The 12,986-nt window shown below is 61.3% G+C and carries 12 protein-coding genes and 1 pseudogene; 11 read left to right on the top strand and 2 right to left on the bottom strand.

The window, feature by feature from the left end:
- The first annotated feature begins 53 nt into the window (after window positions 1-53).
- From GKZ67_RS03105 to GKZ67_RS03065, 9 genes are all read left to right on the top strand, one after another.
- The gene (locus GKZ67_RS03105; protein WP_173241096.1) at window positions 54-1,208 is read left to right on the top strand and encodes a T9SS type A sorting domain-containing protein; all 1,155 of its coding nucleotides are present in this window, start codon (window positions 54-56) and stop codon (window positions 1,206-1,208) included.
- Window positions 1,209-1,272: 64 nt separating this feature from the next.
- A complete protein-coding gene (locus tag GKZ67_RS03100; protein ID WP_173240502.1) occupies window positions 1,273-1,452 on the top strand; it encodes a hypothetical protein in 180 nt (59 codons plus the stop codon).
- A complete protein-coding gene (gene hutH / locus GKZ67_RS03095; protein WP_254245032.1) occupies window positions 1,421-2,992 on the top strand; it encodes a histidine ammonia-lyase in 1,572 nt (523 codons plus the stop codon). The genes GKZ67_RS03100 and hutH overlap by 32 nt, the downstream gene beginning before the upstream one ends.
- 357 nt (window positions 2,993-3,349) lie before the next feature.
- Entirely contained in the window at window positions 3,350-5,050 is a 1,701-nt protein-coding gene (locus GKZ67_RS03090; RefSeq protein WP_173241094.1) for a gliding motility-associated C-terminal domain-containing protein, read from the top strand.
- Window positions 5,051-5,146: 96 nt separating this feature from the next.
- Complete coding sequence (locus tag GKZ67_RS03085) at window positions 5,147-5,980, top strand: hypothetical protein (protein ID WP_173241093.1); 834 nt, start codon at window positions 5,147-5,149, stop codon at window positions 5,978-5,980.
- A 125-nt stretch (window positions 5,981-6,105) separates the two neighbouring features.
- Entirely contained in the window at window positions 6,106-6,867 is a 762-nt protein-coding gene (locus GKZ67_RS03080) for a hypothetical protein (RefSeq protein ID WP_173241092.1), read from the top strand.
- 135 nt (window positions 6,868-7,002) lie between these two features.
- A complete protein-coding gene (locus GKZ67_RS03075) occupies window positions 7,003-7,215 on the top strand; it encodes a PID-CTERM protein-sorting domain-containing protein (RefSeq protein ID WP_173240500.1) in 213 nt (70 codons plus the stop codon).
- A 286-nt stretch (window positions 7,216-7,501) separates the two neighbouring features.
- Window positions 7,502-7,840 carry a YbaB/EbfC family nucleoid-associated protein gene (locus tag GKZ67_RS03070; protein WP_173241091.1) on the top strand — a complete coding sequence of 113 codons (339 nt, stop codon included), beginning with the start codon at window positions 7,502-7,504 and terminating at the stop codon, window positions 7,838-7,840.
- A 96-nt stretch (window positions 7,841-7,936) separates the two neighbouring features.
- On the top strand, window positions 7,937-8,908 hold the full coding sequence (locus tag GKZ67_RS03065; protein ID WP_254245031.1) for a glycosyltransferase family 2 protein: 972 nt from the start codon (window positions 7,937-7,939) through the stop codon (window positions 8,906-8,908).
- Here the strand turns inward: GKZ67_RS03065 and GKZ67_RS03060 are convergent.
- On the bottom strand, window positions 8,905-9,123 hold the full coding sequence (locus GKZ67_RS03060) for a PspC domain-containing protein (protein ID WP_151087800.1): 219 nt from the start codon (window positions 9,121-9,123) through the stop codon (window positions 8,905-8,907). The genes GKZ67_RS03065 and GKZ67_RS03060 overlap by 4 nt on opposite strands.
- A 142-nt stretch (window positions 9,124-9,265) precedes the next feature.
- Here GKZ67_RS03060 and GKZ67_RS03055 point away from each other — a divergent pair, with 142 nt between their 5' ends.
- Window positions 9,266-11,080 carry a tetratricopeptide repeat protein gene (locus GKZ67_RS03055; protein WP_173241090.1) on the top strand — a complete coding sequence of 605 codons (1,815 nt, stop codon included), beginning with the start codon at window positions 9,266-9,268 and terminating at the stop codon, window positions 11,078-11,080.
- A gap of 208 nt (window positions 11,081-11,288) precedes the next feature.
- Window positions 11,289-12,271, top strand: a pseudogene (locus GKZ67_RS03050) (pyruvate dehydrogenase complex E1 component subunit beta).
- Between the two features lie 211 nt (window positions 12,272-12,482).
- Here GKZ67_RS03050 and GKZ67_RS22390 read toward each other — a convergent pair.
- Entirely contained in the window at window positions 12,483-12,980 is a 498-nt protein-coding gene (locus GKZ67_RS22390; protein WP_217278674.1) for a phasin family protein, read from the bottom strand.
- Between the last annotated feature and the right edge of the window lie 6 nt (window positions 12,981-12,986).

Raw genomic sequence — 12,986 nt, 5'->3', positions numbered from 1 at the left:
CGTGGGTCTCGCTGACCAGTACGCCGCAGCCACCCGCTACCTACACCCCGCAAGTGCTGCTACAGCTACCTACCTCTGCTACGGTGTGGGCGGTGCGAATAGGATCCTTGGGCATGGGCAGTACAAGGACGCAGGCCGACGTTTCGGCCGACAATGGCACCACCTGGCAACCGGCTATTATAGCCGGTGCCGTTGATTTTTGGGCGTTTGATGCCCAACGAGCTTGGCTGATTACGGATTTCACCGGGGCCACTCGGCTGCGCGTAACGACTACCGGACCTGGCGGCTTTGCTGTGGCTCCTACCCAAATACCAGGCACCGTAGACTTTATCCGTTTTTTCAGCCCTACCGTGGGCGTGGCAATTGACAATGTATCGGCCGGGGCTACCAGCTGGCCAATCTACCGCTCTACCGATGGGGGCCAGAGCTGGCAGCTAGTAACCAGCGCGCCCGCTCTCGCAGCCGACGCCCAGCCTAGCGCCTGCACCCTGCTGGGCAACAACCTGTGGGTAGCCACTACGAAAGGCCAGCTCCTGCTTACAGCTAATGCGGGCCTGACCTGGACTAGTGCCAGCACGCCCGAGCCCTTAACCCAAGTGAGCTTCCGCGATGGTCAGCATGGTCTAGCAATGGGTACCAGCGTAGCCCACTTGCTCTACCGCACTGTGGATGGCGGCCTCACCTGGACTCTGAGCAGCCCCACCGGCCCACGGCGCCTGCGGGCGCTTGTAGCGGTGCCCGGTACACCCGGCACTTACCTCAGCGTAGGCAGTAACCTGGACAACCCCAACGATACCAACGGCACCGCCCGTAGCGCCGACGACGGTCAAACCTGGCAGGATCTGGGCGGCACCACGGCTCTCGGCAGCATCGTTGCCAATAGTGCCGGCCAGGCCTGGGTGAGCCAGAGCTATAGCGGCACTCTCCAGCGGTTTGCCGGAGCGGCCTTACCTACCTACACGGCCGTGCAATCAGTGGTTTCAGGGGTATACCCTAACCCTACTACAGGCCGGGTGCAGCTACCCACTGCGGGGGCCTACCGCACCGTAGCTGTGTACGATACCACTGGCCACCAGTGCCGTACCGCTACACTTGGGGCCACTGAAACCGCGCTCGACCTGAGTAGCCTCGGCGCGGGCCTTTACCTACTGCGCTGGGAAGGTGGCAGCGCGGCTCCCCAGCAGCAGCGCCTGGTAGTGGCACCTTAGCCAGGGCCTTTTTCACTGGTTAGCTGTGCGTAGCAAGGCTTCCATTGCCGAAGCCGTAGCCTAGGTGCGCACGCACTGGGGCAGTCTAGACTTGCTGGTGAATAAGGCTGGCATTGGGATGCGCACCGTCAATCCTGACCTCCTGCCCCGGCCGCAGATGACTTCCGACGCTAGTAATGACCTTACGGGCCAGCGCATTATCGCTACGGAATTTGCCAGCTGCTTGGCCCAGCTGCCGCAGTAGCCGAGCCGGGCAGCCCAGGGCCGCAATCGAAGCGCCTACTTTTGCAGCCTATGCCTCTGCTCTCCCCCATCCACCCCTTACCCTGCCCGAGCTGGCTGCTGCCCTGCAAAGCCGCGACGCCTTGCACCTGCCCGCCGAGGCGGAAACCCGGATTCAGGCCTGCTACGATTATTTGCATCAGCGCCTGGCCGCCGCGCCCGACCAGCCCATCTACGGCATCAATACCGGCTTTGGCTCGCTCTATAATGTCAGTATTCCGGCCGAAGCGCGGGCCCAGCTGCAAGTAAACTTAGTGATGTCGCACGCCTGCGGCAGCGGCCCCGAAGTACCCGCCGACCTCGTACGGCGCATGCTGCTGCTCAAAGCCCAGAGCCTGAGCTACGGCCACAGCGGCGTGCAAGTGGCCACGGTTAAGCGCCTGCTCGACTTTTTCAACCGCGATGTGTGGCCGGTGGTGTATGAACAGGGCAGCCTGGGCGCCAGCGGCGACCTGGCCCCGCTCGCTCACCTATGCCTGCCGCTGCTGGGCCTTGGCGAAGTAAACTACCAGGGCTATCGCCTGGCGGCCAGCGATGTTCTCAGCCTGTTTGGCTGGGAACCCTTGCCGCTGCAAGCCAAAGAAGGCCTGGCACTGCTCAACGGCACCCAGTTTATGCTGGCCTACGCCACCGAGGCGCTGGAGCGTACCCAGCGCCTGCTCAACGCCGTCGACGTTATTGGGGCGCTGTCTGTAGAGGCTTTTGGGGCGCACGCCCAGCCTTTTGCCGAGCCGCTGCACCGCGTGCGGCCGCACGCCGGGCAGGTGCGGGTGGCCGAGCGCCTGCGCCAGCTGCTGGCCGGCTCCGAATTGCAGGCCCGCGACCGCTACGCGCTGCAAGACCCGTATTCTTTTCGCTGCCAGCCGCAGGTGCACGGAGCCAGCCGCGATGCCGTGGCTTACATCGGAAATATAGTAGAAATTGAATGTAATTCAGTTACCGACAATCCCAACATCTTCCCCGAAGAAGACCTGGTTCTGAGCGGCGGTAACTTTCACGGGCAGCCGCTGGCGCTGGCCCTCGACCACCTGGCCCTGGCCGTGGCCGAGCTGGGCAGCATCTCGGAGCGGCGCACCTACCAGCTTATATCGGGGCAGCGCGGCCTGCCCGCCTTTCTGGTGGCCGAGCCGGGGCTGAACTCGGGCCTGATGATTCCGCAGTACACCGCCGCCGGCATTGTGAGCCAGAACAAGCAGCTGTGCACGCCCGCCAGCGCCGATAGCATCACGAGCAGTAACGGCCAGGAAGACCACGTGAGCATGGGCGCCAACGCAGTTACCAAGGCCCGCCGCGTGGTCGAGAACGTAGAGCAAATCCTGGGCATCGAGCTGCTGACCGCCGTGCAGGCCCTCGACCTACGCCGGCCCTACCGTAGTAGTCCGGCGCTGGAAGCCGTAGCCGCCGCCTTCCGCGAGGTGGTTACCTTCGTCCCGCGCGACCGGATTCTCTACCCCGACCTACACCGCGCGGCCCGCTTCGTGCGCGAGCACGATTGGGTATAAAAACGCCGTTACCGTGGGCATGAAACCGCTTTTTATTTTCTTGCTGCGGCAGCTGCTGCCGGCTCTGCTACTGGGCATACTTCTTTTTAGCGCCACTACGCCGGCGCTGGCGCAGTGCATTATCAGTCCACCACTGCCGGGCTGCCCGGCTCCCTTTATCGCCATCGACGTAGCAACGGGCCAGGAAGTACAGGCCTTTTGCGTGGGCCGGCCCGTTCGGTTTGAACCGGCTTGCGGGCGCACGGTATCGCCCAATCTCCTGTACTACAACGCCGCGCTGACCAGCGGCGGCACTTTCACCACTCCGCCTAACTGCGATTTTGTGCCGGGCAAGCTGCCCAATAACACCTACACCCCGTGCCGAGCAGCTTTGTTACGGTATCGGAACTTACTAACCCCACGCTCAATGGTGGCACCGGCACGGTGTATGCGCGCAATTTTACGGTGTATAATCCCGTACCTCCCATTATATACAGCCTGCTGCCCTGCGTAAATAATACAGCGTTACTCATTATTGGTGACCATTATTTTGACCAGTATTTTGCGCAGGTCAATAATGGCCCGCGTATCGGCCCCTTGTATTCGGGTCGGCAGATTTTTCTGCCCGCGGCGCCCGGCAGCACGGTTACCGTAACGGGCAGCTTCCTGGCTACGGGCCTGTGCGAAGCCAGCGTGAGCCAGGTGGTACCGGCGCTGCCCGCTTCCCTACCCGCCCTAGTGCTGAGCCGCCTTACCATCACGGGCAGTTTGCCGGGTAGCATTCAGCTCGCATTCAGTGGCTTGCTGGCTCCCTATGAATACAGCCTCGAACAGGCTGCGGCCGGTAGCTCAGGCAGCTTTAAGCAGCTGGCAATGCTATCGGCCGGCGCGGGCAGCCTCGCTCTTACCGGAGCTACGGCCGGCGTGTATCGCCTGCGGCGGCGCGACGTATGTCATACCGATTCGGCTTTTTCGGCCCCGGTGCCGACCATCGTCCTCAGCGGAGCTTCACTGAATAATGTCAACACGCTGACCTGGCAGACGGCCGGCCCGGTAGATACCTACACGCTACTTCGCGACGGCAAGCCCCTGACGACGCTGGCTGCCTCGGCCACCAGCTACGTGGATGCCGCCGTTACCTGCGGCACCAGCTATACCTATGAACTGCAAGCCATTGTAGCCAGGAGCAGTCAATCGGTTTCTAACGACGTGCCGGTGCAAACCCGCTCTACCCTGGCTCCACCCGCGCCGCTGCTCAACGCCAGCTTCGACTTGTCCAACCGCTTGGTGCTGACTGCCTCACTGCCCGGTGGAGGCGCGCTCCCCACCGGCGGCCAGATACTTTACAGCCGTCAGGGAGGCCCGGCCGCTACCGACTTTGGTCCTGTGCCCACCGCCACCGATACCCTGCACGACCCTGCCGCCCTGGCCGACCTGCTCGCCACGCCGCCCTGCTACACGGCCCGCCTGCTCGACGTGTGCGGCAATACTTCGCCGACCAGCCCGCCTACCTGTCCGAGCCTGCTCACGGTAGCCGCCGTCGACCCCGAGGGCCTTACCGCCCGCCTGAGCTGGACGGCCTTTCGCGGGCCCGGCAGCCCAGCAGCTGGCGTGAGCTACCGGGTTATCTCTGTGGCTGCCGATGGCACGGTGCTGGCCACTTCGGCCCCTACCACCGCGCTCAGCTACCTCGACCCGGCCCCGCCCACCGACCGCCAGGTGCTGCGCTACCGCATCGAGGCCAGCGGGGCGGGGCTGCCGGCTGGCACGGTCAGCTACTCCAACGTAGCCAGCCTGGCCCGGCAGCCGCGCGTGGTAGTGCCCAACGCCTTCACGCCCAACGGTGATGGTCTGAATGACGTGCTGGAGCTGAAAGGCCGTTACCTAACCAGCTTTACTTTCGTAGTAGTTGACCGCAATGGCCAGGAAGTTTTTCGGGCCACCGACCGCAGCCAAACCTGGGACGGTACCATCCAGGGCCACGCCCCGGTAAACGGAGCTTACGTATGGCGCTTCACCATGCGGGAGGAAACCGGCCAGAATTTCAGCCAGACCGGCACAGTTACTATCTTGAAATAACCTTTTCGCAGTTGGTTGATAAGCTAGGTGTTTAGTACGCTTTGGCTGGCCTTCCCTCTTACAACCAACAACCGCCAATTAACCAACACCTTCCACATGCCAGACACCCATTTTTCCGCCACCTACCACCTGGGCCAGTACCAGCCCGCCGTTGAGGCTGAAATTACTACGCTCAACCAGCACGATTTCACTACCCGCTTCTGGCAAAAGGATGCCACGCTGTGGACCCAGGACGCCGAGGCTCAGCAGAGCATTCGCAGCTTCATGGGCTGGCTCCGGACTCCCGAAACCATGCTGGCGGCCGTGGCCGAAATCAAGGCTTTCGTACACGAGGTAAAGCAGGCAGGCTTTCAGCACGTAGTGGTAATGGGCATGGGCGGCAGCACCATGGCCCCGATTGTGTTTAAAAGCTCGTTTCACTGGGGCGCGGGCGATTTGCCGCTTTCCATCCTCGACACCACCGACCCTGGTACCGTAGCTGCCCTCGAAGCGGAGCTGCCGCTGCGCCACACGCTCTTTATCGTGGCCAGCAAGTCGGGCACCACGGCCGAGCCGCTGGCCTTCGGCGACTATTTCTACGATAAGCTCAAAGCTATTAAAGGCGAGCAGGCCGGGGAGAACTTCGTGGCCATTACCGACCCCGGCTCCAAGTTTGTGGACCAGGCCCGTGCCCAGGGCTACCGGCATATTTTCCTGAACTTCAGCGAAGTGGGCGGGCGGTTTTCGGCGCTTACCTATTTTGGCCTGGTGCCGGCCGCCTGCTACGGCATCAATATCGGTGCCCTGCTGCACGGAGCCGTTGAGATGATGCACGCCTGTGGTTCGCAAGGCCCCGTGGCCGATAATCCGGGCCTGGCGCTGGGGGCCGCGCTGGGCGTGCTGGCCCAGCAGGGGCGCGACAAGCTCACGCTCATCACCCCGATAACCTGAGCAGCCTGGGCCTGTGGCTGGAGCAGCTGCTGGCCGAAAGCACCGGCAAGCACGGCAAAGGCATTCTGCCCGTAGCCGGCGAGCCGCTGGGCAGCCCGGAGGAATATGGCGCCGACCGCGTATTCGTGTATGTAGGCTACGAGGAGTTTACCGATACGCCCAATCTGCACAAGCTTCAGGCCCTGGAGCAGGCCGGGCACCCGGTCATCATCATCCGCCTGAAAGAAGCCATGGACCTGGGCTCCGAGTTTTATCGCTGGGAAATTGCCGTAGCGGTGGTAGGCATCGTGCTCGGCATCAACCCCTTCGACCAGCCCAACGTGCAGGCCGCCAAAACCGCCACCGACGCGTTGATGAAGGTAGTGACCGAGAAAGGCCAGCTGCCCAGCCCCGGTCAGCCCGCTGCCAGCCAGGATGGCGTAAGCTACTACGCCCCCGTAACGGGCTCCGACGCGGCGGGGGTATTAGGCGCTTTTTTCCAGCAAGCCAAGCCCGGCGACTTCCTGAGCCTGCAAGCCTACCTCCACGAATCGGAAAAGCTCAATGCCGAGCTGGCCGAGTTCCGCCGCCTGGTGCAGGACAAGCTGCGCATTGCCACCACCTCGGGCTATGGGCCGCGCTTCCTGCACTCTACCGGCCAATACCACAAAGGTGGCCCCAATACCGGCCTGTTTGTGCAGTTCACCGCCGACCACCCGCAGGATTTGCCGCTGCCCGGCCGCACTTACACCTTTGGCACCTTCGAAAATGCGCAGGCCCAGGGCGACCTGGAGGCCCTGCGCAACAACGACCGCCGGGCCCTGCACATTCACCTGGGGCCCAATCCCGAGCAAGGTATGCAAACGGTGCTGGCTGCACTGCAAGCCGCCTTGGCGCACGTAAGCTAACGCGGGAAAATTTGGGGCAACATCGCGCAATCACCACGCGTACACAAACCCTAGCAGTAGTAAAGTGGCTGGCTTATTCAGGCCAGCCACTTTATTAGTCAGCCTATTACTCTTCAGATTTATCTCCTGCCGCTTATGAGCTTCTGTACGCTTACTCGTCAATTTGCAGCTGCGGCTGCCCTGCTACTTGGTACCGGCGCGGCCCAGCAGGCGCTAGCCCAAGCGCCCGGCTCGGGTGGCCCCGCACCTACCGACCCCACCGCTGTGCCCCTCGATGGCGGCGCTTCGCTGCTGCTGGCCGGCAGCGTAGCCTACGGCCTGCGTAAGCTGCGCCAGCGGCGCAAGTAATTCACGTTTAGCTCGTATCTGTCATAAGCCTGCCTTCTACCCGAAGGCAGGCTTTGCAATTTAAAATATTGTATATTTTTAATATTTATTAATTTTTTCATACATAGTATACGTTTCATACCAACCAGCGTCCTAAGCCAGCTGCCGCAAGCCCGCGAAGCAGGTTTGAACTAAATTTGCGCCGCTGGGTTGCCCTTATCAAAGGCCCGTAGAATGCTGCGGATGCCTTTGCAACTACCTACTACTTCCACCGTTCCGGCTCTCCAGAACTACAGATTCAATATATATGGCATTCGACATGATGGGCATGATGGGCAAGGTAAAAGAGCTGCAAGATAAGATGCAGTCGGCCCAGGCTCAGCTTCAGCATCTTACGGCTACCGGCGAGGCCGGCGGCGGCCTGGTAAAAGCTACGGCCAATGGCCACCGGACTCTTACTAAGCTCGAAATTGACCCCTCGCTGCTCACGCCCGAGGACCGCGACATGCTGCCCGACCTTATCGTGGCGGCCGTAAACAAAGCCCTCGAAGCCGTGGCCGAGCAGGCCCGCCAGGAACTGCAGCGCCAGACCAGCGGCCTCATGCCCAACATCCCCGGCCTCGACCTTGGCAGCTTTGGCGCATAAGTTTGGGGCGCTGAAGCTAACCCAAACGCCTTGACTCCTCCTTCAACCTGTACTGATGTCGCCATTGTAATCCTGAATTACAATGGCGAGCATTTTTTGCGGCAATTTCTCCCCGGTGTGCTGGCTCACGCGGCTGGGGCGCGCGTGGTAGTAGCCGATAATGCCTCGACCGACGACTCCGTGCCACTGCTGCGTCACGGCTTTCCGCAGGTCGAGCTGCTACTTTTTGCAGAGAACCTGGGCTTTTGCGAAGGCTACAACCAGGCACTGGCCCAGCTCGACAGCCCATTTTTTGTGCTGCTCAACTCCGACGTGGCCGTGCAGCCCGGCTGGCTGCCGCCCCTGCGCGAGTTGCTGCAACACAACCCGCACATTGCCGCTGTGCAGCCTAAAATACTAGCTTACAGCGACCCTACCTTATTTGAGCACGCGGGAGGTGGTGGCGGCTACCTCGACCGCCTGGCGTATCCCTTTTGCCGGGGTCGGCTTTTCGACACCCTCGAAACCGACCAGGGTCAGTACGACGACCCGCGCCCGGTAGCCTGGGCCAGCGGGGCGTGCTGCCTGGTGCGCACCAGCGCCTGGCGCGAGCTGGGCGGCCTGGAGCCTGCCTTTTTTGCCCACATGGAGGAAATTGACTTCTGCTGGCGCGCGCAGAACGCGGGCTACGAAATCTGGTACCACGGTGGGGCCTGCGTGCACCATGTAGGGGGCGGCACTTTGCCCAAATCGAGCCCGCGCAAAACCTACCTCAATTTCCGCAACGGCTTGGCGCTACTGTATAAAAATGCGGCTCCGAACGAGTTGGCGGAAGCCTTTACGCTGCGGCTTCTGCTCGACTGGGTAGCCGGCCTGCGTTTCCTGCTGGCCCGCAACTGGCCCGAGGCGCAGGCCGTGGGCCGGGCGCACTGGCACTTTTTTCAGAAGCTCGGCTATTGGCGGCAGCAACGGCAGCTGGCCAAGCCGCACTTGCTGGTGCTGCAGCGGGCGGGCACCTACGCGGGCAGCATAGTATGGGCGTATTTTGCCAGGGGCAAAAAGCGCTTTTCGGAATTAATCAAACGCTAAAGGTCCCACACCGTGCTGCGCTGCTGGCGCCAGGCGCGGCGGATATTCATCCAGAATACCCCGGCGAAGTATAGCACGATGGGCGAGCCAAATGTGAAGAACGAAGCGTACACAAACGACAGCCGGATGCTGCGCGTACTAAAGCCCCAGCGCTGCCCCAGCGCCGAGCACAGCCCGAAGGACTGCGATTCGATAAAGTCGGTAAGGCGGTGCATAGAAGAAGTTTTAAGCGGCGCGATGCAACTTTGCCGGGCTAAGATACAACCCAACCGGCAGCAAACGTTAAGCTATTTCTTACGTTAAGGCGCGAACCGGGTTGCTGCCTGGCTCCCCTGGCTGTCGTCAATTTTATTCGATTTGCATTTATTTTCACTTACTAAGCTCTGCCGGCCGGGCCTGCTGCTGGCACTGCTGCTTACGAGCTGTTCACCGCTGCCCAAGATGCTGCAGCAGGCCGAAGCTGGCCGCCGCGTGACGGTAGAGCCGGCGCCGCTCACGGCCGTGGGCGAGTCGGTACCCTTTGAAGCTACTGCCCGCGTGGCCGGCCGCCACCTGCGTAAAGGCGCCGTGTACGAGGTGTTGCTTACGTATCGCTACGACCACAACCTGCGCCTCGATACCTTGGGCCGGCTCTCCTTTGCCCAGGGCGAGTTTACCTACGACGACTCGGTGAAGGGCCGCCTTGTGAGCCGGCGCCGCTTCACCATTGCCAACACCCCAGGCCGCTCGCCGGGCCAGCTGCTGGCCAGGGGCCAGGTGCGCGAGCTAAAGCCCCGCGGCAAGGTGCTGGCTGCCAAAACTGAAACGCTGGTGGCCCGCGGTATTGCCGACCCGGCCCGCCGCGTGGTGCTGGAAGACACGCTGCTGGCGCTGCTGCCCGAGCACGCCACTAATACAATGAGCGGCACCCGTATTTTACCGCTGTATTTCGACCAGGGCCAGTGGTTTATCCGCTCGCACCTGGGCACCAATATCGCGGCCCTCGAAGACCTGATTGACCAGAATCAGCATACCCAGCGGGTGCTCATCGCGGCCGGCCACTCGCCCGATTCGCTCGATGCACACAAGCCGCAGCTGGCCAGCAAGCGCGTAAAAATGCTGCTTTACTATTACAAGCAGCGCGTGAAAGGCTTTTCGTATCTGAATAAGGTAGAGGATATTACCTTCGACACCCTGGCCTACCGCAATAGCTGGGAGCTGCTGCTCAACCAGGTGCAGAACTCGGTGCTGAAGCCCGCCCAGCAGGATTCAATAGTGAGCATCATCAACGACACGCACGGCACCTTTGCCCAGAAGGAAAAAGCGCTGCATAAGCTCAGTTACTTCGATTATCTGGAAGATTATATATATCCGGTGCTGCGCTGGGGCACCGTGGCCGTCACGTATACCGCGCCGCCGCGCTATGATTCGGAGGTATATATCCTGAGCAAGAAAATTCTCGAAAAAGAAGCCGACATCGACGCCCTCACGCCCGAGGAGCTGCGCTACTCGGCCACGCTTACGCCGCTGCTGGCCGAGAAGCAGCGCATTTACGAGTTGGCGGCGGCCAGCACGGCGCGCTGGGAGGCATTCTATAACCTGGGCACGGTGCTGGCCCTGCGGGCCGAAAAGGAAATATCGTTGCGGGTACAGCAAAACTACTACCACCGGGCAGCCGTCAACTTTACGCTGGCGGCCCACCGCCATCCCACGGCCGAGCTGTTTTACCGCGCGGCCTCGGCCCACCACCACGCCCAGGAGCGCCTGGAAGCCTTGCAGGACTACGACTATGCTATTAAGCTGGGTGGCGCCCGCAATATATTACGCAAGGTATTTTCCGACAAGGCCGCGCTGGAAATTCAGGTGGGCCAGCCCGACCAGGCACTCACCAGCCTGCGCCTGGCCGGCCCCAGCTACCAGAACTACATGAACCAGGGCCTGCTGCTCGTGCAGCGCGGGGCCTACGATGCCGCCGCTGCGCAGTATCAGCTGGCGCTCGACCTGCGCCCGCAGGCCGCCGCTCCGCACTATGGCCTGGCCGTAGCGGCCGCCCGCCGCCACGACGAGCCCGCCATGGCCGATGAGCTGCGCAAAGCCATCCACCTCAACCGCGACCTCGCCACCCAGGCCGTAGAAGACCTGGAGTTTCAGGACTATGCCCAGGGCAAGGCCTTTCGGGAAGCGCTGAAGTAGAACGAGTATCTATACTTGTTGCTAGCCCCGTCTGTCATTGCGAGCCTGCGCAGCAATCGCACCGGCACGATACCCGAACGATTTCGTTCTGATACGATTGCCTCGCAGGCTCGCAACGACAGAGGTTTTATAGTCATCGATTCCCAATTCTTGCTTCCCTATCGTAGCTTTGCGTACCGGCCGTGTGCCGGCTTTTGCTAGTCTATTGATGCGTACCATTCAATTCCGTGAGGCCCTGCGTGAGGCCATGAGCGAAGAAATGCGCCGCGACCCGTCGGTTTTTCTGATGGGCGAGGAAGTGGCCGAGTACAACGGCGCCTACAAGGTGAGCCAGGGAATGCTCGATGAGTTTGGGCCGGAGCGCGTGATTGATACCCCGATTGCCGAGCTGGGCTTTGCCGGCATTGGCGTGGGCGCGGCGGCCAACGGCCTCAAGCCGATTATCGAGTTTATGACCTTCAATTTCTCGTTGGTGGCTATTGACCAGGTAATTAACTCAGCCGCTAAAATCTATTCCATGTCGGGCGGGCAGTATTCCTGCCCCATTGTATTCCGCGGGCCTACCGGCAATGCCGGGATGCTCAGCAGCCAGCACTCCCAGAATTTTGAGAACTGGTACGCCAACTGCCCCGGCCTGAAAGTGGTGGTGCCGTCGAACCCCTACGACGCGAAGGGCTGATGAAAGCCGCCATCCGCGACCCCGACCCCGTTATTTTCATGGAGTCGGAGCTGATGTACGGCGACAAGGGCGAGGTGCCCGAAGAAGAATACATCCTTGAAATCGGCAAGGCCAACGTGGTGCGCGAAGGCAAGGACGTTACGCTGGTGAGCTTCGGCAAAATGATGAAGCTGCTCTACACCGCCGCCGATGAGCTGGCCAAGGAAGGCATCTCGGCCGAGGTAATCGACCTGCGCTCGGTACGCCCCATCGACTACGATACGCTCATCAACTCGGTTAAGAAAACCAATCGCCTGGTGGTGATTGAGGAAGCCTGGCCGCTGGCCAGCATCTCGGGCGAGCTGGCCTACATGGTGCAGCGCCGCGCATTTGACTACCTCGATGCCCCGGTTATCCGCATCACCTGCGCCGACGTGCCGCTGCCCTACGCGCCTACCCTCATCGAAGCGTCGCTGCCCAATGTAGCCCGTATTCTGAAGGCGGTGAAGGAAGTAACTTACGCCAAGGCCTAACGCTGCCAGGCACTTAGCAACCAGAAAAGCGCCCCGTAACTATGCGTTACGGGGCGCTTTCGTTTTTTACTTACACCAAGCAACAGCTTAGCGCGGTTTCGGAGTCGCTGTACGGTAGCGCGGACTTTTAGTCCGCGCGTTGCTATGCTGAGCACTCGCGGACTAAAAGTCCGCGCTACTTAACCAGCCTTATCCTGATTCCGAAACCGCTTTAGTTGGTATCAAGCGCTTCGCCGCTATCGTTGGCCGACAGCACGGGGGCTTTTTTGGGCGCACCGGCTTTGGCCGCGGCCGAGTGCTGCGCCTTACTGGCGGCGGCGCTCACTTTATCGGCGGCTTTTTTGGTAGTGCCGGCTGCTTTGGCAGCGGGACTGGCAGCTGGCTTTTTAGCGGCGGGCGCTTTGGTAGCTGACGCTTTGGCGGCTGGCTTAGCGGTAGTTTTGGCTTTGCTGGCCGGCGCGGCTTTTTTGTCGTCGGCTCCCAGGCCTACGCGCTCGCGCAGGCCGTCGGTGAGGCTCTTGAACTGCTTTTCGAGGTCCGTGCGCTTGGTTTCGCCGCTTTTCAGCAGGTCTTCCATTATTTTTTTACCTTCCTGCTCCGAAAGCTTGCTCTCCTTTACCAGCTTTTCGATGGCCGTTTGCACGGCCTTGTTGCCCTGCGAGAGAAACCCGACGCCGGTGTTGATGAATTTCTTAAACAGGTCATCCATGAGTGA

This window comes from Hymenobacter sp. BRD67 (genome assembly GCF_013256425.1).
Taxonomy (GTDB): Bacteria; Bacteroidota; Bacteroidia; order Cytophagales; family Hymenobacteraceae; genus Hymenobacter.
Note: the sequence above shows the minus strand (reverse complement) of the source record. Positions and strands in the feature narration are given on the sequence as shown.